The sequence below is a fragment of the Streptomyces sp. MspMP-M5 genome, from assembly GCF_000373585.1.
Lineage (GTDB): Bacteria > Actinomycetota > Actinomycetes > Streptomycetales > Streptomycetaceae > Streptomyces.
The window spans coordinates 359,127-379,799 of sequence record NZ_KB891885.1 but is presented as its reverse complement, the minus strand read 5'-3'; the positions used below and the strand labels follow the sequence as shown (position 1 = coordinate 379,799).

Here is a 20,673-nt window from a genome sequence, read left to right as displayed (position 1 = left end):
GCTCTCGATGGACTACAACATCCTGGCCAACCAGTCCCAGAACTCCACCAAGGCGCCGCCGGCCAACTACCCGGGCTGGCGCAAGCAGGCCACCGAGGCGTACATATCCGGCTTCCGGCGGGCCTACGAGACCAACCGCGCGCCGTTCTTCATCGGCAACCACTTCGAGCAGTGGAACGGCGGCATCTACATGGACGCCGTCGAGGAGGCGCTGAAGCACATCGCCGACGACAAGCGCAAGGACGTCCGGCTGGTCTCCTTCCGGCAGTTCACCGACTGGCTCGACGCCCAGGACCCGCGGGTCGTCCGCAAGCTGCAGGGGATGGGCGTCGGCCAGCGGCCGGCCGGCGGCTGGCGGGGCTTCCTCTCCCAGGTCTGACCGCCCGGCACCTCCCCCGCGCAGCCTGCCGGACGCGCCGGAAGGTACCGTTCCGCAGGGCTGACATGCACCTTCGTCCGGGGCGACACAGGCCCCAGGGGGGCGCGGAAGATCCGTAATCGGCCCATGCGAAACTTTTCACATGAGTGACAGCCGCGCCCTCCGCCGCCTCACCAGTCGCCGCCGTCTCGCCCTGTACGCCGCGGGAGCCGCGGCCGCCTCGCTGACGCTGAGCGCCTGCGGCGACGGTGCCGCCGGAGGCTCGGCGCAGACCCGCTTCGTCCAGGGCAAGAACGGTGTCGACACCGTCAAGCCCGACGAGCGGCAGCCGGCGCCCGACCTGTCCGGCGAGACCACCACCGGCAAGCACCTGGACGTCGCCGACTACAAGGGCAAGGTCGTCATCGTCAACGTCTGGGGATCGTGGTGCGGCCCCTGCATCGCCGAGGCCCCCAACTTCGCCAAGGTCGCGAACGACGTCAAGGACAAGGGCGTCCAGTTCGTCGGGATCAACACCCGCGACGCCGAGAAGTCGCAGGCCACCCAGTTCGAGGAAGAGCACAAGGTGCCCTACCCGAGCCTGTTCGACCCCACCGGCAAGCTGATGCTGCGCTTCCCCAAGGGCAGCCTCAACCCGCAGTCGATCCCCTCCACCATCGCCATCGACCGGCAGGGCCGGATCGCCGCGCGGTCCATCGGCCCGCTCGCCGAGGACGACCTGCGCAAGATGGTCGACCCGCTGATCGCCGAGAAGTGATCGCGTGATCGCGCTCGCCGCCACCGCAGCGGAGAACCAGACCATCGTCAGCGGCGCCCTGATCGCGGCCGTCCCGGTAGCCCTCTTCGCCGGCCTGGTCTCGTTCTTCTCGCCCTGCGTGCTGCCCCTCGTCCCGGGCTACATGTCCTACGTCACCGGCGTCACCGGCACCGACCTCGCCGACGCCCGGCGCGGCCGGATGCTGGCCGGCGCCGGCCTCTTCGTCCTCGGCTTCACCGCCGTCTTCGTCTCCGGCGGCGCCCTCTTCGGCTTCTTCGGCAAGACCCTCCAGGACTACAAGGACGTCATCTCGCGGGTCCTGGGCGTGCTGATGATCCTGCTCGGGCTGGCCTTCGCCGGCGTCCTGAAGCGGTTCGGCCAGCGCGAGCTGCGGTTCCACAAGAAACCCGCGATGGGGCTGGCCGGTGCGCCGGTGCTCGGCGTGCTCTTCGGCGTCGGCTGGACGCCCTGCCTCGGCCCCACCCTCACCGCCGTCAACACCCTCTCCTTCTACGACGCCAGCGCCGGCCGCGGCGCGCTGCTCACCGTCGCCTACTGCCTGGGCCTGGGGCTGCCGTTCATCGCGGTGGCGCTCGCCTTCCGCCGGACGCTGGGCGCCTTCGGCTGGGTCAAGCGGCACTACGTCTGGGTGATGAGGGCCGGCGGGGGCATGATGATCGCCCTCGGCGTCCTCCTCGTCACCGGCGTCTGGGACACCCTGATGTCCCAGCTGCAGAGCTGGACGCAAAGCATCACCGTTGGGATCTGATTGATGTCCACCAAGACCGACACCACGGACGAGCCGGGCGCCACCGCCGACGAGAGCGGTGATCTCGGCACCGCCGGATCCCAGCTCAGCACCGCGCCCAAGGAGGACGTCTCCCTCCCCTCGCTCGGTCCGATCGGCTGGGCGCGCTGGTTCTGGCGCCAGCTGACCTCCATGCGGGTGGCGCTGCTGCTGCTCTTCCTGCTGTCCATCGGCGCGATCCCCGGCTCGCTGATCCCGCAGACCAGCATCGACCCGGTCAAGGTCGACGAGTTCAAGGACAAGCACGCCACCCTCGGCGGGATCTACGACAAGCTGGGGATGTTCCACGTCTACAGCTCGGTGTGGTTCTCGGCGATCTACCTGCTGCTGTTCATCTCGCTGATCGGCTGCATCGTGCCGCGCGCCTGGCAGTTCGTGGGCCAGCTCCGCGGCCGCCCGCCGGCCGCCCCGCGCCGGCTCACGCGACTGCCCGCGTACACCACCTGGCGCACCGAGGCGGCGCCCGAGCAGGTCCTGGACGCCGCCGAGCGGATGCTCCGGGGGCGGCGCTTCCGGATCCGCCGGGAGGGCACCGCGGTGGCCTCCGAGAAGGGTTATCTGCGCGAGGCCGGCAACCTCCTCTTCCACGTCGCGCTGATCGTGATGCTGGTGGCGTTCGCCGCCGGCAGCCTGTGGAAGTCCGAGGGCGGCAAGCTGATCACCGAGGGCGACGGCTTCTCCAACAGCCTCACCCAGTACGACGACTTCTCCTCCGGCCCGTTCTTCGACACCGACACCATGGCGCCGTTCGGCTTCACCATGGACTCCTTCGACGCGACCTACGAGCGGACCGGCCCGCAGAAGGGCACCCCCCGCACCTTCCGCGCCAACATCACCTACTTCACCGGCGCGGACGGCACCGAGCACAAGAAGTCGGTCGAGGTGAACACCCCGCTCGACATCGCCGGCAACAAGGTCTACCTGCTCTCGCACGGCTACGCGCCGGTCGTCACCGTCAAGGACGGCCGCGGCAAGGTCGTGTACCACGGCGCCGTCCCCTTCCTCCCGCAGGATCCAAAGAACTTCACCTCCTCCGGCGTGGTGAAGGTCCCGGGCGCGCGGACCGCGGACGGCAAGCGCAACCAGCTCGGCTTCCAGGCGCTGTTCGTCCCCACCTTCGGCGGCAAGAACTCCGGATCGATGTTCTCCCAGTTCCCCGCCCCGGACTTCCCCGTCCTGTCGGTGAACGCCTGGCACGGCGACCTCGGCATGGACTCCGGCCTGCCGCAGAACGTCTACCGCCTCGACACCAAGCGGATGACGCAGTACAAGGACGCCGGCGGCGACTTCTTCAAGAAGATGCTGCTGCCCAAGGACCGGGCGGCACAGATGCTCGGCCACACCGGCGCCAAGCTGACGCCCGAGCAGCTCGCGGCCGAATCCACGATGAACCTCCCCGACGGGGCGGGCTCCATCACCTTCGACGGCATCAAGACCTGGGCGAGCTTCAAGATCACCCACCAGCCCGGCAACGGCCTCGCGCTGACCGGCGCGGTCTGCGCCCTGCTCGGCCTCGCCGCCTCGCTGTTCATCCAGCGGCGGCGGGTCTGGGTCCGCGCGGAGCGCGCCGACGACGGCGACGTCACCGTCGTCGAGATGGCCGGCCTGGGCCGCAGCGAGTCGTCCCGGGTGGCCGAGGAACTCGCCGCCCTCGCGGCCGAGCTGACCCCGAGCGCCCCGCTCGCCGCGCCCGCCGCGGACACCGCGGACGGGCCCGGCACGTCCGCCGAAGACCCGACGGAGCCGTCCGACTCTGCCGATCCTGCTGATCCCTCCGAAGGAGCGCGCGCGTGAATCTCGCTGCCGCAGCCAACGAGACACTGGCCCACAACAGCAATGTGCTGGTCTATTCGGCGATGGCCGTCTACACCCTCGCCTTCGTCGCCCACATGGCCGAGTGGGTGTTCGGCAGCCGCAGCAAGGTCGGCCGGACCGCCGCCGCGCTGACCGCCGAGGCCGCCGCCCCCGCCGCGGCCCGCGCCCGGAGCGCGGCCGCCGCCGGCGGCACCGGCACCGCCGTCCTGGAACGCCCCAAGGTCGTCACCCGCTCCGCGGCCGGCAGCCGCGACGTCCCCGACGGCCCCGGCGCCCACGGCGGCACCGAGAAGGGCGACCTCTACGGCCGGATCGCGATCTCGCTGACCGTCCTGGCCTGGGCGCTCCACGTGGGCGGCGTCGTCACCCGCGCCCTGTCCGTGCAGCGCGCCCCCTGGGGCAACATGTACGAGTTCTCCACGACCCTGGGCGGGGCCGCGGTGACGGCCTACCTGGTCCTGCTGCTGCTCAAGAAGAACGTCCGCTGGCTCGGCCTGCCGCTGGTCACCACCGTCCTGCTCGACCTGGGCCTGGCCGTCAGCGTCCTGTACACCGCCAGCGACCAGCTGGTGCCCGCGCTGCACTCCTACTGGCTGTGGATCCACGTCTCCTGCGCGATCCTCTCCGGCGCGGTGCTCTACCTCGGCGCGGTCGCCACCCTGCTCTTCCTCTTCCGCGACCGCTACGAGGGCAAGCTCGCCGACCCGGACGGCAAGCAGCCCGGCGCCTTCGCCACCTCCGTCCTGGAGCGGCTGCCCTCGGCCGCCTCGCTCGACAAGTTCGCCTACCGCGTCAACGCGACCGTCTTCCCGCTGTGGACGTTCACCATCATCGCGGGCGCCATCTGGGCCGAGGCCGCCTGGGGCCGCTACTGGGGCTGGGACCCCAAGGAGGTCTGGACCTTCATCACCTGGGTCGCCTACGCCTGCTACCTGCACGCCCGGGCCACCGTCGGCTGGAAGGGCCGCAAGGCCGCCTGGCTGGGCCTGGTCGCCTTCGTCTGCTACCTCTTCAACTACTTCATCGTGAACATCTTCGTCACCGGCCTGCACTCCTACGCCGGCGTCTGACGTCCCGCCCGGCCCACGACACACCGGTGCCGTACGGACCGGCCTCCTCCACCAGGCCGGTCCGTACGGCACCGTCGTGTGTACGGGAGCCGCGCCGCCCCTCCTACGGGAGCCGCGGCCCCGCCTCAGCGCCGCTTGCGCCCGCCGCGCTCCTGGTACGGCGGCTTCTGGGCCGCCCCCGGCAGCGTCGGCTTGGGCAGGTGCGCCACCTCCCACTGCGCCTCGGCGAGCTTCTCGGCGGTGTCCCGCGGCAGCCGCGGCGGGTGGTGCGCCGCCGACCGGAAGCCGAACGCCGACGTCAGGTCGCCGAACGTCTCCCGCCGCCAGTCGCTGATGTTGGGCTCCGTCACGCCCGTGAAGCGCTCCAGGAACTGCAGCACCGAGGTGTGGTCGAAGGCGTCGCCGGCCGCCCAGCCGCCCACCGTCCAGGGAGAGACGATCAGGCAGGGGACCCGGAAGCCGGCCCCGATCGGAAGGCCGCCGACGAACTCGTTCCTGGTCCCGGCCGGCGGCACCGGCGGCGGCACATGGTCGAAGAGGCCGTCGTTCTCGTCGTAGTTCAGGATGAAGGCGGTCTTGGCCCACACCTTCGGGTTCGCGGCGATCGCCTCGATCTTCTTGGCCACGAAGTCGGCGCCGGCCGCCGGCAGGTAGTCCGGGTGCTCCGACTGGTAGCTGGTGGGGATGATCCAGGAGACCGCCGGCAGCCGGTCCTTGCGGGCGTCCTCCTCGAAGGTGCCGGCCGGCTGCGGCCGCACCCCCTTCTCGTACAGCGGACTGCCCGGCTTGGCGTCCCGGAACGTCTGGAACTGCTCCAGCAGGTTGCAGCCGTAGTCGTCCTCCTCCTGGTACACCTTCCAGCTGATGCCGGCCGCCTGGAGCCGCTCCGCGTACGTCGTCCAGCGGTACGGCTTGGGCGCGGTGTTGTTCAGGACCGGGCCGCCGTGGGTGCCGCCCGGGTCGAGGGTGCCGGTCATCCAGTACAGCCGGTTGGGCCAGGTGGGCCCGAAGACCGAGCAGAAGTAGTTGTCGCAGAGGGTGAACGCCTCGGCGAGGGCGAACTGGAACGGGATGTCCTCGCGGGTGTGGTAGCCCATCACGTACGGGCCGTTGACGCCGTCGGCCTTGCGGTGCGCGGGCAGCCAGCGGTCCATCTTGCCGCCGTTCCACGCCTCGTGCTGGACCGACCAGGCGTGGCTGGTGGACGGGATGGCCTGGGCGCTGGTGGCGTGGGTGTTCAGGCGGAACGGCAGCAGATAGCCGTCGGGGTTCTGGGGGTCCGGCTGGTAGAAGACGGACCGTCCGGTGGAGAGGCGGAGCGCGTGCGGGTCGGCGAAGCCGCGGACGCCGCGCAGGGTGCCGAAGTAGTGATCGAAAGAACGGTTCTCCTGCATCAGCAGGACGACGTGCTCGATGTCGCGCAGTGAGCCGTGACGCGGGGGACCGGCGGCGACGGCCTTCTGGACGCTGGGCGGCAGCAACGACAGCGCGGCCGTGCCACCGATCGCCCCGGCCGCCGAGCCGAGGAGTCTGCGTCGGGTCATATCCGGCATGAATGCCACTCTCCCTGAGTCGCGTGCGGCCTCGGTGGGCCGTCCCGACTGTGGCGGCGGGGCAGTTTCCCGGGCAGGGGGAGGTTGCTGAACGCTGAGTCAAATGGCCGTGAACAGACCAGAGTTGGCCGACCGGTCCTACGTTCCGTACGTCATGTGCGGCAGCGCCCGACCGGCCGGTCGCCGCCCCGGCTACGCCTTTGTGGCGATTGACGGGGACACGCCGCTTACGCCCGGGAGTTCCCCCGGGTGCCGGGCAGGGCGCCGGGAGGCGGCCACTCCCCTGGAGGACGCCGCCCGGTCGCGGGCCCGACGGGTGCGCGCGACGCCGGGCCCGCCGCACGGTAGCGGACCGCCGTGCCGCGCCTCAACGGGCGCCGGGCCCGGGCCCGGTGGCCGGAAAGCCGCCGCCACCGGGCCGGCTCAGCACAGCTGCGCCAGGGCCTCCTCCGGGGCGGGGTACGGGCGCTCGTCGGGCAGCAGGGCCCGCGCGGCCCGGTCGTCGCCCGCGCGGACCAGGGCGTGGATCGTGTGGGCCAGCGGCGTCACGTCGCGGATGGCGACCGTCCACTCGTCCGCGTACGCCCGCGCCAGCTCGCCGGACAGGCCGAGCTGGAGGGAGCGGTGGGGGAGCGGCCGGAGGTGCAGATCGCGCTCGGGGTCCCACTGGACCCGGGCCGGGGAGTGGCGCAGCGCGCGCTGCCAGGCGTCGCGGTCCGGGTGCAGCCCGGGGACGTAGTGCGACAGGCAGGCCCGGCGCAGTGCCCGGTCGAAGCCCGCACGGGTGATCTCGACGGCCAGGACCGTCTCCTGGCCGGCCTTGGTGCCCCAGCCGCTGCGGTACATCATCCACAGGAACGACGGCTTGATCCACGTCATGCGGTCGCGCTTCCAGGCGGCGGGGAACCGGCCGTCCCGCGCGGCCGGCAGGCCCAGGGACGGCGCGTACGCCTGATAGACGGTGACGGTGTCCGCGGTGTGCAGCGCCCGGATGCGGCGGGACGGCTCGGGCGCGGCGGTGGTGCCGGTGCTCATGGCGGCCCATCCTGCCCGGGCCGGGCGCCGCGGACCACCGGATTACGCGCCACCCGTACGCCGCGGCGGGCAGGCGGTGCGGCGGTGCGGTCCGGCCTCAGAGGCCGCCGATGTCCTCCTGCCACAACTCCGGCCGCGCCCCGATGAAGTCGCGCATCATCGCCGCGCACCCCGGATCGTCCAGCAGCACGATCCGCACGCCGTGCCGGGCCAGCCAGTCGTGGCCGCCGTGGAACGTCCGGGCCTCGCCGATCACGACCCGGGAGATGCCGAACTGCCGCACCAGCCCGCTGCACAGCCAGCACGGCGAGAGCGTGCTGACCATCGTCGTGCCGCGGTAGTCGCGCTGCCGCCCGGCCGCCCGGAACGCCGCGACCTCGGCGTGCAGCGAGGGATCGCCGTCCTGGACGCGGCGGTTGCGGCCGCGCCCCCACAGCGTGCCGTCCGGCCCGTAGAGCGCCGCCCCGATGGGGATGCCGCCCTCGGCCAGCCCGGCCCGCGCCTCCTCGACGGCGGTGGCGAGCATGGCCCGGGCCTGCTCCTGGAGGTGTGCGGGGTCGCCGGCGGCGTCGTGATGGCCGTCCACGCGGCCGTAGCGGCGGACGGCGTCGCACTCCCGCCCCCGTGCCCGCTGCCGGTCCTGATCCGGTGCCTGGTCCATGCCGGTACTCTTCCCGCCCGGCCGGGGCCCGGCAACGGGGGCTGGGCCGGACGGGCCTGACGGGCAATCAGGAAGCGGCGGGTGGGGTGTCCTCGGGGCCCTTCTTGCCGCGCGTCCCGTCACCGCCGTCGGAGTCGCCGGCGCCCTTCCCGCCCTCGGCGGCCCCGGCCTCCCGGCGCCGCAGCTCCTCCTCGCGGCGCCGCAGATCGGCCTCCCAGTCCTTCAGCAGCGCCTCGTCCTTCTTGTTCTCCTCGCGCAGCGACCGCAGGAACTCCGGATTGTCGTCCGGCGCCACCCACGCCGCCCGGGGGTTCGCACCGTGGTTGCGGTGCCACTCGGCGGGCGTGCTGCCACCGCCGCCCGCCACCCGGTGGCGTTCCTTACCGGCCACCAGCCAGGCGACCGGCCCGATCAGCACCTCGCCGAAGAGCAGGATGATCAGCACCCATACCACCTTGGGCAGGCCGCGGACCTGCGACTCGGGGGTGTTGAGGCAGTCGATGAAGGCGTAGATCCACAGTGCCAGCACCAACAGGAACGGCAGATACCTGAGCATTGCGGAGGGTCCCCCTGCACGTGTGGACGGGCCTCGGCGGGCCCCGTGACCCGTACAGGGTAGTGCGTACCGGATACTGGAACGCATGGCTTACGACGATCTTCGCTCCCTGCTGCGGGCCCTGGAGCGCGAGGGCGACCTGACGCGCATCAAGGCCGAGGTCGACCCGTATCTGGAGGTCGGCGAGATCGTGGACCGGGTGCAGAAGGCCGGCGGGCCGGCGCTGCTCTTCGAGAACGTCAAGGGCTCGTCGATGCCGCTGGCGATGAACGTCTACGGCACCGACCGCCGGCTGCTGAAGGCCCTCGGCCTCACCACGTACGAGGAGATCGGCGAGAAGATCGGGGGGCTCCTCAAGCCCGAGCTGCCGCACGGCTTCGTCGGGGTCCGCGAGGCGTTCGGCAAGCTCGCGAACATGACGCACGTCCCGCCGAAGAAGCTCAAGGGCGACGCCCCCGTCCAGGAGGTCGTGCTCACCGGCGACGACGTCGACCTGGAGAAGCTGCCGGCGCTGTTCACCTGGCCGAAGGACGGCGGCTCCTTCTTCAACCTCGGCCTGACCCACACCAAGCACCCCGAGACCGGCGTCCGCAACCTCGGTCTCTACCGCCTCCAGCGCCACGACCGGCGCACCATCGGGATGCACTGGCAGATCCACAAGGACAGCCGCAACCACTACCAGGTCGCCGCCCGGCGCGGCGAGCGGCTGCCGGTCGCCATCGCCTTCGGCTGCCCGCCGGCCGTCACCTACGCCTCCACCGCCCCGCTGCCCGGCGACATCGACGAGTACCTCTTCGCCGGCTTCCTCCAGGGCAAGCGGATCGAGATGGTGGACTGCAAGACCGTCCCGCTCCAGGTCCCGGCGCACGCCGAGGTCGTCATCGAGGGCTGGCTGGAGCCCGGCGAGATGCTGCCGGAGGGCCCGTTCGGCGACCACACCGGCTTCTACACGCCGCAGGAACCGTTCCCCGCGCTGAAGATCGACTGCGTGACGATGCGGCGCCGGCCGCTGCTCCAGTCGATCGTGGTGGGCCGCCCGCCGACCGAGGACGGGCCGCTGGGCCGCGCGACCGAGCGGTTCTTCCGCCCCCTCCTCAAGATCATCGTCCCGGACATCGTGGACTACCACCTCCCCGAGTCCGGCGGCTTCCACAACTGCGCGATCGTCTCGATCGACAAGAAGTACCCCAAGCACGCCCAGAAGGTGATGCACGCCATCTGGGGCGCCCACATGATGTCGCTGACGAAGCTGATCGTGGTGGTCGACGCGGACTGCGACGTCCACGACCTCCACGAGGTCTCCTGGCGGGCGTTGGGCAACACCGACTACGCCCGCGACCTGACCGTCGTCGAAGGCCCCGTCGACCACCTCGACCACGCCTCCTACCAGCAGTTCTGGGGCGGCAAGGCAGGCATCGACGCCACGAAGAAGTGGCCCGAGGAGGGCTACACCCGCGACGGCGGCTGGCCGGACATGGTCGAGTCGGACCCGAGGACCGCGGCACTGGTCGACCGCCGCTGGAAGGAGTACGGGCTGTGAGCGAGCCTGGCGAGGGAACCATCAAGAGGTGCGCGCCGCGCGCACGCGGGGCCGAGCGCGCGTGGGGGTCCCCCCGGCCGGAGGCTGGGGGAGTTCCGGCATGAGCGCATCCGCCGCCGCCGCGGTACCGCAGCCGGGCCGGACGCGGGCCTTTCTCCGGCTCGTCGTCATCGAGCACTCGGTCTTCGCGCTGCCCTTCGCCTACATCGCGGCCTTCACCGCGATGCACCAGCTGGACCGACACGTCCACTGGCTCCGGCTGCTGCTCGTCACCGTCGCCATGGTCGGCCTGCGCACCTTCGCGATGGCCGTCAACCGCATCATCGACCGGGAGATCGACGCCCGTAACCCGCGCACGGCCGGGCGCGAGCTGGTCACCGGCGCGGTGTCGGTCCGGTCCGCCTGGACCGGCGCGCTGGTCGCCGTGGTGGTCTTCCTGGGCGCGGCCGCGCTGCTCAACCCGCTGTGCCTGGCGCTGGCGCCGGTCGCCGTCGTGCCGATGGTGGTCTATCCGTACGGCAAGCGCTTCACCAACTTCCCGCACGCGATCCTCGGCCTGGCCCAGGCCATCGCCCCGGTCGGCGCCTGGATCGCGATCACCGGCGCCTGGTCCTGGGAGTCGGTGATCCTCGGTCTGGCGGTCGGCATCTGGATCGGCGGCTTCGACCTGATCTACGCCTGCCAGGACGTCGAGGCGGACCGCCGCAACGGCGTGCTGTCCGTCCCGGCCCGCTTCGGTGTGCCGGGCGCGCTGTGGGGCGCCCGCTGGTGCCATGTCGTGACCACCGCGCTGCTGGCGTGGTACGGCGTCGCCATCGGCGCCGGGGTCTTCTTCTGGGCGGGCCTGGTGATCGTGGCGGTGGCCTTCTGCTACGAGCACGCGATCGTGCGGCCGCACGACACCTCGCGGCTCAACCGGGCGTTCTTCCAGGTCAACAGCTTCATCGGGATCGCGCTGTTCGTCTGCGCGCTGCTCGATCTCTTCGTCCGCGGCCTGACACTCTGACGCTCCGTCGATCGGACGGGGCCGGGCGGGGCCGGACGGCTCCGCCCGCCGCGGCACGCGTCAGGCGTTGAGGTCCAGGACACGGACCGCTTCTCCACCCCATCGCTGCGGGGCGGTGGTGGCCACGATCGCGCCGTCGGGGCGGTCGGGCGTCGGCTGGGCCGCATGGTGACAGTGCGCGGCGGCCCAGGTCTGCCGCCGTGCCATGGCGAGGACCGCGGGCAGGTCGAGGTCGAGGACGGTGATGCCGGGCAGCGCTGCCAGGTGCTCGGCGGTCCCGGGCCGGGCGCGGTCGGCTTCCACCAGGGCGCAGGCGGGCGCGTACAGGTGCCAGTCCGGTTCGGTGTGCGCGCGGTGGATGAGGCGTGAGGCGAGGATGTTGCCCTGGCCGGCCGCTGCCATCGCGGTCTCGTCCAGGACGATGTGCAGGGCGTCGCTCACAGGCTGCTCACCCGGTCCAGGCGCCGGTCGAGCTCGTTGTCGAGGTCCCGCTGCTCGGCCGGGGTGGGAGCGTATCCGTTCCACTCCTTCAACAGGATCCGGGCCTTCTCGGCACGCTCGGCGCGCTCGGCCGGGGTGAGCAGGGTCTCGGCCAGCCGGGCCAGGTAGGCACGCAGCGACAGGCCCTCGGCGGCCGCGATGGCGGCGAGCCGTTCCTTGGCCTCTTCAGGGATGCGAATGTTGGCATCGGACATGGTCGTGCTCCTTCCCGTGCCGTCATGGTACGGGTACGTACCCGTACCCGCGGACCTTCGCGATTACGGGACGGGTCCGACAACGGCGCCCGCCGCCCGCACCGCCCGGCCCCGCTCGCGCAGTACGAATGCCGCCAGCACCCCGCCGACCAGCCCGAACAGATGGGCCTGCCAGCTGATCCCGCTCTGGGTGGGCAGCGCGCCCCACAGGATCGAGCCGTAGAACAGGCCCACGCCCAGCCCTATCCCGATGTCCAGCGGCTTGCGCTCGATGAAGCCGCGGACCAGCAGATAGCCGAAGAGCCCGAAGACGACGCCGGAGGCGCCCGCGGTGTTGCTGTGCGGCGGGGCGGTCAGCCAGACGCCCAGCCCGCTGACGACGATGATCGTCAGCACCGCGGCGAGGAACCGGCGGATTCCGCTGCGCAGCGCGGCGACGAAGCCGAGCACCAGCAGCGGGAGGGTGTTGGCGGCCAGGTGGCCGAAGCCGAAGTGGAGGAAGGCGGCGGGCACCACGTCGACCAGCTCGGCGGGATCGCGGGGCTGGATGCCGAAGGCGTCGAGGGCGTTGCCGCTGAGGGTGTCGACGCCCTCCAGGACCCACAGCAGCGCCACCCAGCCCAGCATCAGCAGCAGCGCGGGCCTGGCCCGTGCGGTGCGTGGTGTCATCTCCGGCCCCCTGGGGTCCTGTCGGGTCCTGTCGTCGGCGTCCGTGGCCTGCTCCCGGCGTCGTACCGGCGCACAGGTAGTAACGGTCGTGACGGCCCCGCTGGTTCCGCCGGATAGGCTCGATCCGTGGAGCCGCCGCACAGCAATGACACCAGCAAGCAGGACCCGGGGCGCCGCCCGTGGGTCGTGGGGATCTCCGGCGCGTCCGGGACGCCGTATGCCGCGTCCGTGGTGCGCGGGTTGCTCGCGGCCGGGGAGGCGGTGGATCTCGTCGTCAGCCGGGCCGCACGGCTGACCCTCCTGGACGAGACCGGGATCGCCTTCCGGGACGCGCACTGGCGCAGCGACCTCAGGGAGTGGCTGGCGCGCGGCGCGGACGGCAAGCCGGACACCTTCCGGGTGGGCGAGGAGGCGCCGGCCTCGGTCCGGTACTGGCCGGCCGGGGATCTGGCGGCGGGCCCGTCGTCGGGTTCGTATCCGGTGAAGGGGATGCTGATCGTCCCGGCGAGCACGGCCTGTGTGGCCGGGGTGGCGCTGGGGCTGTCGAAGGACCTGCTGCAGCGGGTGGCGAGCGTGACGCTCAAGGAGCGGCGGCCGCTGGTCGTCGCGGTGCGGGAGACCCCGCTGAACGGGCCGACGCTGCGGCATCTGGTGGCGCTGGACGAGGCGGGCGCCGTGGTGCTGCCCGCCTCTCCGGCGTTCTACGCGGGTGCGACGCACATCCAGGATCTGGTGGACTTCGTCGCGGGCCGGGTGCTCGATGCGGCGGGCGTGCCGCACGGGCTGTACCGGCGATGGGAAGGGGAGCTCGGGGGCGGCTCCAAGGGGGAGGCCCCGAAGGCTCGTTAGCGCTTCTTGGCGGCGGCGCGGCCCAGGCGGCGCCGGGTCCGCGGGGTGGCGGACTGCTGGGCGGCACGGGAACGATTGGCCTGGTCCTGCAGCTCACGCATGCGGGCGTAGGCCATCTCGATCGAGTACACGGTGACAACTCCTGTTGAAAGATCGGCATTGATCATTCTGGCTGAATCGCAGGGCCGAAGCCCTGTATGCCTTAGATTCTACATGCAGAACGCAGAAACGCGGAAAGATTGGAAGGCTTGAGGGCATGGACGCGGTGGATAGGCAGCTCATCCAGGCACTTCGTGAGAACGGCAGGGCCTCCTATGCGGAGCTCGGCCGCCTCGTCGGCCTCTCCGGTCCCAGCGTCACGGACCGGATCAACCGCCTTGAGGCGGCCGGAGTGATCACCGGCTACCGGGCGACGGTCGACGCCGCCTCGCTCGGGCTCGGCGTCACCGCCCTGGTCGGCATCTCCCTGTCGGACGCCGCCGACCACGAGGACGTCGCCCGCCGGCTCAAGGACCTCGCCGAGATCGAGGACTGCTGGTTCATCGCCGGCGACGACTCGTACATGCTCAAGGTCCGGGTCGGCGACGTGGACGGGCTGGAGCGCACCATCCGGCGACTGTCCGGCACCAAGGGCGTCTCCCGCACGCGGACCACGATCGTGCTCTCCACCAAGTGGGAGAACCGCGTCGGCGAACTCCCCGACGAGGTCGACTGAACCGGGCCCGGACCACGGGCACACACCACGGCACACACCGACGGCGGACGGCGGCCCCGGCTCGCTTCCCAGGGGCCTCCGTCCGCCGCGGAACCGGGGGAGTAGGCTCGGCGAAGCCCGTTTTTCGCACGAAACGGCCAGCGTTTCACGTGAAACGGCCGGTGACAGACAGAGATGGTGGGAGGCGACCCGATGGCTGCGTCGATGGATGCCGGCCTCAAGCGCGAGCTGGAGGCGAAGGTCCACGCCGGCGAACGGCTGACCCGCGAGGACGGAATCGCCCTCTACGAGTCCGACGACCTGGCCTGGCTGGGCGGCCTCGCCCACGAGGTCCGCACCCGGAAGAACGGCGACGCCGTCCACTTCAACGTCAACCGCCACCTCAACATGACGAACGTGTGCACCGCGTCCTGCGCGTACTGCTCGTTCCAGCGCAAGCCGGGCGAGAAGGACGCGTACACCATGCGCATCGAGGAGGCCGTCCGCCTCGCCAAGGCGATGGAGAACGACAACCTCACCGAGCTGCACATCGTCAACGGCCTCCACCCGACCCTGCCGTGGCGCTACTACCCGCGCTCGCTGCGGGAGTTGAAGAAGGCGCTGCCCGGTGTCTCGCTGAAGGCGTTCACCGCCACCGAGATCCACCACTTCGAGACCATCTCCGGCCTGTCCGCCTCCGAGATCCTCGACGAGCTGATCGACGCCGGCCTGGAGTCGCTGACCGGCGGCGGCGCCGAGATCTTCGACTGGGAGGTCCGGCAGCACATCGTCGACCACCGGACCCACTGGGAAGACTGGTCGCGGATCCACCGCCTCGCCCACGAAAAGGGCCTCAAGACGCCCTGCACCATGCTCTACGGGCACATCGAGGAGCCCCGCCACCGCGTCGACCACGTCCTGCGGCTGCGCGAGCTCCAGGACGAGACCGGCGGCTTCCAGGTCTTCATCCCGCTGCGCTACCAGCACGACTTCGTGGACATGCAGGACGGCAAGGTCCGCAACAAGCTCCAGGCGCGGACCACGATGGCCACCGGTGCCGAGGCCCTGAAGACCTTCGCGGTCTCCCGGCTCCTCTTCGACAACATCCCGCATGTCAAGGTGTTCTGGGTGATGCACGGCGTGCAGACCGCCCAGCTGGCCCTCCAGCACGGCGCCGACGACATGGACGGCTCGGTCGTCGAGTACAAGATCACGCACGACGCCGACAACTACGGCACGCCGAACAAGCTCACCCGCGACGACCTGCTGGAGCTGATCCGCGACGCCGGCTTCCGCCCCGTCGAGCGCAACACCCGCTACGAGACCATCCGCGAGTACCCCGGCCCGGACCCGGAGCGCCGCGAGTCCCCGCAGCCGATGCGGGTCTGACGACGACCGCGTCCCCTCCCGGGGAGCCCCGGTAGGGTCCGCCTCATGAGCGTGCGCTTCGAGCTGGACCCTGCCGTCACCCCGGAAGTCCGCGACGGGATCTGCGCGTTGTGGGCGGACGTCTCCAACGCGGGCGGCGCGGTCGGCTTTGTTCCGCCCGTGACCGCCGAGGACGTCCGCCCCGACCTCGTCCGCCATCTCGCGGCGCTCGCCGAGGGCCGCGAGCGGCTGCTCGTCGGCCGGGACGCCGGCGGCCGGATCGTGGCCACCGCGTTCCTCACCCTCAACTGGCACCGCATGTACACCCACTGGCTGTGGGTCTACACCGTCATGGTCCACCCCGCCCTCCAGGGCCGCGGCGTCGGCCGGGACCTGATGGCCGCGGTCGCCGACGCCGCCCGCTCCCTCGACGGCATCATCGGCCTCCGCCTCACCTGCCGCGGCGGCACCGGCCTGCACCGCTTCTACGAGAGCTGCGGCTATCGCGAGATCGGCCGCGCCCCCCGCGCGATCAAGCTCGCCGACGACGACTTCCGCGACGACGTCACCATGTGGCTGGACCTGGCCTGACGCCCCCGGTGCCGGGGGCCCGGAAGATCGCCCGGCTTCCTGTGCTTGACTGGACGGAGACCCTTTCGGTTGCCGTTGAGAAGAAGGTCCCGACCGTGAGTAGCCCCAAGTTCGCCACGCTCCGCTACACCGCCCTTCGCATCGGCCTGTTCGCCGTCTGCTTCGCCGTGGTGTGGGTGCTCGCGTACTTCCGGATCATCCCGCTCGGCGTTGGCAACTCCAACGCCATCTGGCTGCTGCTCCTCGCCATCGTGATCTCCGCGCCGCTCAGCTTCGTGCTGCTGCGCAAGCAGCGGGACGCGATGTCCGAGCAGATCGTGGCCAAGGTGGACCGCCAGAAGGAGCGCCTGGCGGCCAACCAGAGCATGGAGGACCGGCTCTAGCCCCCGGGCCCGGCACCCTCCCTGGTCCGCTTCCCCCCACTTTCGGTGCTGTAAGACGCGTCACGTCGACGCGCCGCCCGTCCCCCCACCTCGACCGGCGCCCGGTCCGGGGAGTCCCAACTCCCCGAACCGGGCGCCCTTTTGCGTCCTGTCGCCGCCCCCACGGCGGTGCACCGGGCATGCCCCCCACTCAAAGATTTTCTTTGGGTTCCTCAAAGTTCAAGTGTTAACGTGCATGTCATGAAGACCGCAGCCGCGCCCTCGACCCCCATGAGCGTCCCGCTCGTGGCGCGCCTGCACGTCGATCTTTGCCGCTGTATGTCCGCGGCCTGTTGCCGCCGCTGACACGTCCTCCAGCGGCCGGAGATTCCTGCTTCTACGTACGGACCTCCTGGCGCTTTGTCACGCCGTCCCCGACGCCCCGCGTCCCCACGCCTTCACCGTTCCCGGAGTGTGTCCGTTGTCCACGCCCGCCCAGACCCCCGCGCCCGCGACGGCGCCGAAGTCCCCGAAGTCCTCCCGAATACCCAAGATCCCGTTCTGGGTGCAGATCCTGGCCGGCCTCGTCCTCGGCGTGCTGCTCGGCTGGGTTGCCAAGAGCGGTGACGTCGGCTGGCTCGGCTCCACCCTGGAGCACATCGGCGACCTCTTCGTCCAGCTGCTGAAGCTGGCCGTCGCCCCCCTGGTCTTCTTCGCGATCCTGGTCTCGATCACCAACCTGCGGCAGGTCAACAACGCCGCCCGGCTGGCCACCCGCACCCTGCTGTGGTTCATGGTCACCTCGCTCGTCGCGGTGGCGATCGGCCTGGCCATCGGCCTGCTGAGCAACCCCGGCGCGGGCACCGGCCTGACCCCCAAGGACGGCAAGCTCCCCCAGCACACCGGCTCCTGGATCGACTTCCTCACCGGCATCGTCCCCAAGGACGTCATCACGCCGTTCACCGAGCTCAACGTCCTGCAGATCGTCTTCATCGCGGCCGTCGCCGGCATCGCCGCGCTGCAGCTCGGCGAGAAGGCCGAGCCGATCCTCAAGATCAGCCGCTCCGCCCTGGAACTCCTCCAGAAGGCCCTCTGGTGGGTCATCCGCCTCGCCCCGATCGGCACCGTCGGCCTCATCGGCAACGCCATCGCCACCTACGGCTGGAACCTCATCGGCAAGTACGCGACCTTCACCGTCGACATCTACATCGGCTGCGCGCTGGTCCTCTTCGTCGTCTACCCGCTGCTGCTCTCGACCGTCGCCAAGGTCAACCCGCTGCAGTTCTTCCGCGGCGCCTGGCCCGCGATCCAGCTGGCCTTCGTCTCCCGCTCCTCGGTCGGCACCATGCCGGTCACCCAGAAGGTCACCGAGCGCCTCGGCGTGCCCAAGGAGTACGCCTCCTTCGCGGTGCCGTTCGGCTCGACGACCAAGATGGACGGCTGCGCCTCGATCTACCCGGCGATCGCCGCGATCTTCATCGCCCAGATCTTCGGCGTCCATCTGAGCGTCGCCGACTACGTCCTGATCGCCTTCGTCTCGGTCATCGGCTCCGCCGCCACCGCCGGCCTCACCGGCGCCACGGTCATGCTGACCCTGACCCTCTCGACGCTGGGCCTCCCGCTGGAGGGCGTCGGCCTGCTGATGGCCATCGACCCGATCCTCGACATGATGCGGACCGCGACGAACGTCGCCGGTCAATCGGTATGCACGTTGATCGTGGCTGCACGTGAGGGCATCCTCGACCGCGACGCGTACAACAGCGTCAAGGGCATGAGCCTGGACACGGCCGCTGCTGACACCGCGGAGGAGAAGGTCTCCGTGCCGGCCGCTGCCTAGCCTGCGCTGGTGCCAAGGATGTGCCCTGCCCCTTTCCCTAGGGGCGGGGCACATCCGTGTGTACTGACTCCGACAGAGTTAGCTGCTGGGCGGGGAGTTTCCGTTCTTGCTCCACGTACTGAGGGTGAGCCTGGGACCGTGCTGTGATCGCTGCCTTTATGCGGCGTGTAAGCCGCAGGATCAAGGGGTTATCAACGGTGCCCGTCAATTGGGCTGGAACGTCAGGCGCTTTACGGGGCCTCTCGGCGCCGGTATACCAGCCATCCGCACCACGCGACAGCGCCGGCGTACGCGCAGAACACCGACAAGGCGACTCCGGGCGACAGCTCGCTTCCGATCAACGCCATGGTGAAATCATCGACGCCCGCAGTGCCGCTCATCGCAGCCCGAGCTGCTGCGAACGGGAGCGAACTCGACACGTCGCCGACACCAGGGATTCGCTCGACAGCGAAGCCGGTGATCCGCTCAATGAAGAGCGGCCACAAAGTGAGAGCCAGGGCTGACGCTACGCGGCTCCGTATCAGGGCGGCCAAGCCGACCGCCAATGCGGGCAGGCATGCCATGACAGCCAGGTACCGCAGCAGCGGGACAAGGGCAGCCGACCAGTCAGGTTGAGCCATCCCGACGATGGACAGAGCCAGAGCACCTGTTGCAGCACTCAAAGCCAGACTCAGTGCCGTTGCCACCAGAGCACCGGCCGCTCCAACGATGAGCTTCGCCGCGTACGCTTCCCGCCGACTGCTGACGGTCAGCCACGTTGTCCGCGCCATCCGGTACGCGAACTCGGAGGTGACTGATCCAGTCCCAAAGACGAAAACCAATAGCCAGGCACTTAGCGGGACTTGCATGGCGGCTGGGTCGAACTCAAGTGTTTGCACGAGCCGTGCAACGTCGAGTGATGCCTCGCCTCCGCCCTTCGGTGCGGAAGCTTCTGTAGGCAACAGCACGCCGTTCAGGAGGCTGAAAGCCATCAGGACCGCTAGGACAATCCAGGTGGACCGTAGCCCCCTAAGCTTCAGGCACTCGAATCTCAGCGCACGGCCGAGCGCACTTCCCGTCAGGAGAACGTCTGAGACTGCGGGATCCTGGATGTTAGCTGTATCGGCGGACTCGTTGGTCCTCATTGCGCCTTGAACTCCTGCTCGGCAACGGACAGATAGAAATCCTCCAGCGAGGGCGGATTCTCCACCAGCCAGTGGAGAGGGACAGAGTGCTCAGCCGCGAGATCCCCGACCTGGAACCGGGTCAGTCCGGTGATGTCAGCATGCCCCTCGGAAGCAACGTGGAGCACGCCACCCTTCTGTTCCACCAGGGGCCGTAGACGTTCAAGGGCTGGACTTTGGAGCGTGACCCTGTTTTGAACAGTATCGGCAAGATCCCCAATGGCTTTCCTGGTTACCACTTGTCCGCGCGCAAGTACGACAAAGTCATCGACCAACTGACCCAATTCCGCAAGCTGATGACTGGAAATCAGGACAGCCCGCCCCTCGTTGGCCAATTCACGGAGAAGATTCCTGAGCCAGTGAATGGAGTGCGGGTCGAGCCCGTTGGCGGGTTCGTCGAGGATCAGTATGCGCGGGTCTCCGAGCAGGGCCTGCGCGATGCCGATGCGCTGCGCCATCCCCAGCGAGAGTCGCCCGAGATGCAGCGTTCCAGCCTCCCGCATCCCGACCCGGTCCAACACCTCATCTACACGGTCATTCGGAACGCCGATGCCAGCAGCCACCATGTGAAGATGCGCGCGCACCGTGTGTTTGGGATGGCCGGAAACTCCCCCCAGGGCCGCTCCGACAACCCGCGCGGGGTCGCGCCATGCGCGCAGTGGCCGCCCTATGAAGGAGGTTTCACCGCCTCCCGGAAGCAACCCGAGCATCATACGGATGGCTGTGGTCTTACCGGCTCCGTTCGCCCCCAGAAAGCCGGTCACCGTTCCCGGGAGAAGTTCCAGGGAGACTCCGGAGAGTACACGGCGGCCCCGGAAGTCCTTGGTCAGATTGCACGCACGAAGCAACTCCGATCCATGGTTCGCCTCATCCATGAGTCAACCAGGACAGCAACCCAAATAGCGCAAGGAGGGTGAAAGCGAATACCCCTCCAACGCCTGGCGACTTACGTCGCACTGCACACCATGCCGCCATGCAGATCGAGGGCACCCAGCCAACGAAGTACAGAATCCACCCAACTCGCACTGCGGGTTCGGTGCGAATAAGGACGAACGCCACAAAGGCGGCCATGCAGAAAAGTGCAGAAGATCCCCACATGTTGTCAGAGACGATCTGCTCGCGAGTTTTTTTCATTCACTTTCACCTCCATGCTAAATGAGCCCCTCCCGGAACTTCCGGAAGGGGCTATCTGGAATTGCTGATCCGAAACCCGAATCCACCCAGAGTGGCGAACCGCGCTAGCGCAAGTGCCCCTCGAAAGGAAA

22 protein-coding genes and 1 pseudogene are annotated in these 20,673 nt (G+C 69.9%); 13 read left to right on the top strand and 10 right to left on the bottom strand.

Going from position 1 to position 20,673, the window contains the following annotated elements:
* The 5 genes and pseudogenes from B073_RS0114825 to ccsB form a co-directional block, all read left to right on the top strand.
* Positions 1–379: pseudogene (locus tag B073_RS0114825) on the top strand (hypothetical protein); the annotation flags it as partial.
* 142 nt (positions 380–521) lie between these two features.
* Positions 522–1,136, top strand: coding sequence for a TlpA family protein disulfide reductase (locus B073_RS0114820; protein WP_018538871.1), 615 nt, complete (start codon positions 522–524; stop codon positions 1,134–1,136).
* 4 nt (positions 1,137–1,140) lie between these two features.
* Positions 1,141–1,905 carry a cytochrome c biogenesis CcdA family protein gene (locus tag B073_RS0114815; protein ID WP_018538870.1) on the top strand — a complete coding sequence of 255 codons (765 nt, stop codon included), beginning with the start codon at positions 1,141–1,143 and terminating at the stop codon, positions 1,903–1,905.
* A gap of 3 nt (positions 1,906–1,908) precedes the next feature.
* Positions 1,909–3,738, top strand: a complete 1,830-nt coding sequence (gene resB, locus B073_RS0114810; RefSeq protein ID WP_018538869.1) for a cytochrome c biogenesis protein ResB — start codon at positions 1,909–1,911, stop codon at positions 3,736–3,738.
* Positions 3,735–4,829 (top strand): c-type cytochrome biogenesis protein CcsB, encoded by a 1,095-nt coding sequence (gene ccsB, locus B073_RS0114805; RefSeq protein WP_018538868.1) that lies wholly within the window; start codon positions 3,735–3,737, stop codon positions 4,827–4,829. Before resB ends, ccsB begins: the two co-directional genes overlap by 4 nt.
* A gap of 125 nt (positions 4,830–4,954) precedes the next feature.
* Here ccsB and B073_RS0114800 read toward each other — a convergent pair whose 3' ends face one another.
* From B073_RS0114800 to B073_RS39980, 4 genes are all read right to left on the bottom strand, one after another.
* Positions 4,955–6,382, bottom strand: a complete 1,428-nt coding sequence (locus B073_RS0114800) for an alkaline phosphatase family protein (protein WP_026247377.1) — start codon at positions 6,380–6,382, stop codon at positions 4,955–4,957.
* A gap of 423 nt (positions 6,383–6,805) precedes the next feature.
* Positions 6,806–7,417 carry a DUF4291 domain-containing protein gene (locus tag B073_RS0114795; protein ID WP_018538866.1) on the bottom strand — a complete coding sequence of 204 codons (612 nt, stop codon included), beginning with the start codon at positions 7,415–7,417 and terminating at the stop codon, positions 6,806–6,808.
* A gap of 97 nt (positions 7,418–7,514) precedes the next feature.
* Positions 7,515–8,078: a nucleoside deaminase gene (locus tag B073_RS39985; protein ID WP_018538865.1), complete on the bottom strand. Its 564-nt coding sequence runs from the start codon at positions 8,076–8,078 to the stop codon at positions 7,515–7,517.
* 67 nt (positions 8,079–8,145) lie between these two features.
* Positions 8,146–8,634 carry a PLD nuclease N-terminal domain-containing protein gene (locus B073_RS39980; protein ID WP_018538864.1) on the bottom strand — a complete coding sequence of 163 codons (489 nt, stop codon included), beginning with the start codon at positions 8,632–8,634 and terminating at the stop codon, positions 8,146–8,148.
* 85 nt (positions 8,635–8,719) lie between these two features.
* Here B073_RS39980 and B073_RS0114780 point away from each other — a divergent pair, with 85 nt between their 5' ends.
* Positions 8,720–10,174 (top strand): menaquinone biosynthesis decarboxylase, encoded by a 1,455-nt coding sequence (locus B073_RS0114780; RefSeq protein WP_018538863.1) that lies wholly within the window; start codon positions 8,720–8,722, stop codon positions 10,172–10,174.
* A gap of 100 nt (positions 10,175–10,274) precedes the next feature.
* Positions 10,275–11,180 (top strand): menaquinone biosynthesis prenyltransferase MqnP, encoded by a 906-nt coding sequence (gene mqnP, locus B073_RS0114775; RefSeq protein WP_018538862.1) that lies wholly within the window; start codon positions 10,275–10,277, stop codon positions 11,178–11,180.
* A gap of 60 nt (positions 11,181–11,240) precedes the next feature.
* On the opposite strand, the gene B073_RS0114770 is transcribed toward mqnP, so the two are convergent.
* The 3 genes from B073_RS0114770 to B073_RS0114760 form a co-directional block, all read right to left on the bottom strand.
* Positions 11,241–11,621 carry a hypothetical protein gene (locus tag B073_RS0114770; RefSeq protein WP_018538861.1) on the bottom strand — a complete coding sequence of 127 codons (381 nt, stop codon included), beginning with the start codon at positions 11,619–11,621 and terminating at the stop codon, positions 11,241–11,243.
* Positions 11,618–11,875, bottom strand: a complete 258-nt coding sequence (locus B073_RS0114765) for a hypothetical protein (RefSeq protein ID WP_018538860.1) — start codon at positions 11,873–11,875, stop codon at positions 11,618–11,620. Before B073_RS0114765 ends, B073_RS0114770 begins: the two co-directional genes overlap by 4 nt.
* A gap of 63 nt (positions 11,876–11,938) precedes the next feature.
* Positions 11,939–12,544 (bottom strand): rhomboid family intramembrane serine protease, encoded by a 606-nt coding sequence (locus tag B073_RS0114760; RefSeq protein ID WP_018538859.1) that lies wholly within the window; start codon positions 12,542–12,544, stop codon positions 11,939–11,941.
* Positions 12,545–12,670: 126 nt separating this feature from the next.
* On the opposite strand from B073_RS0114760, the gene B073_RS0114755 reads away from it, so the two are divergent.
* On the top strand, positions 12,671–13,393 hold the full coding sequence (locus B073_RS0114755; protein WP_018538858.1) for a UbiX family flavin prenyltransferase: 723 nt from the start codon (positions 12,671–12,673) through the stop codon (positions 13,391–13,393).
* On the opposite strand, the gene B073_RS48765 is transcribed toward B073_RS0114755, so the two are convergent.
* Positions 13,390–13,524 (bottom strand): hypothetical protein, encoded by a 135-nt coding sequence (locus B073_RS48765; protein ID WP_018538857.1) that lies wholly within the window; start codon positions 13,522–13,524, stop codon positions 13,390–13,392. The genes B073_RS0114755 and B073_RS48765 overlap by 4 nt on opposite strands.
* A gap of 125 nt (positions 13,525–13,649) precedes the next feature.
* Between B073_RS48765 and B073_RS0114745 the strand changes: the two genes are divergently transcribed.
* The 5 genes from B073_RS0114745 to B073_RS0114725 all read left to right on the top strand — a co-directional run bounded on the left by B073_RS0114745 (position 13,650) and on the right by B073_RS0114725 (position 18,245).
* Positions 13,650–14,108 carry an Lrp/AsnC family transcriptional regulator gene (locus B073_RS0114745; RefSeq protein WP_018538856.1) on the top strand — a complete coding sequence of 153 codons (459 nt, stop codon included), beginning with the start codon at positions 13,650–13,652 and terminating at the stop codon, positions 14,106–14,108.
* Between the two features lie 204 nt (positions 14,109–14,312).
* Positions 14,313–15,476 (top strand): aminofutalosine synthase MqnE, encoded by a 1,164-nt coding sequence (gene mqnE, locus B073_RS0114740; protein ID WP_018538855.1) that lies wholly within the window; start codon positions 14,313–14,315, stop codon positions 15,474–15,476.
* Positions 15,477–15,521: 45 nt separating this feature from the next.
* On the top strand, positions 15,522–16,046 hold the full coding sequence (locus B073_RS0114735; RefSeq protein ID WP_018538854.1) for a GNAT family N-acetyltransferase: 525 nt from the start codon (positions 15,522–15,524) through the stop codon (positions 16,044–16,046).
* Positions 16,047–16,141: 95 nt separating this feature from the next.
* Positions 16,142–16,429 (top strand): DUF4229 domain-containing protein, encoded by a 288-nt coding sequence (locus B073_RS0114730; protein ID WP_018538853.1) that lies wholly within the window; start codon positions 16,142–16,144, stop codon positions 16,427–16,429.
* Between the two features lie 460 nt (positions 16,430–16,889).
* The gene (locus B073_RS0114725) at positions 16,890–18,245 is read left to right on the top strand and encodes a dicarboxylate/amino acid:cation symporter (RefSeq protein WP_018538852.1); all 1,356 of its coding nucleotides are present in this window, start codon (positions 16,890–16,892) and stop codon (positions 18,243–18,245) included.
* A 230-nt stretch (positions 18,246–18,475) separates the two neighbouring features.
* Here B073_RS0114725 and B073_RS0114720 read toward each other — a convergent pair whose 3' ends face one another.
* Positions 18,476–19,369, bottom strand: coding sequence for an ABC transporter permease (locus tag B073_RS0114720; protein WP_018538851.1), 894 nt, complete (start codon positions 19,367–19,369; stop codon positions 18,476–18,478).
* The gene (locus B073_RS0114715) at positions 19,366–20,283 is read right to left on the bottom strand and encodes an ABC transporter ATP-binding protein (protein WP_051094006.1); all 918 of its coding nucleotides are present in this window, start codon (positions 20,281–20,283) and stop codon (positions 19,366–19,368) included. The genes B073_RS0114720 and B073_RS0114715 overlap by 4 nt, the downstream gene beginning before the upstream one ends.
* Between the last annotated feature and the right edge of the window lie 390 nt (positions 20,284–20,673).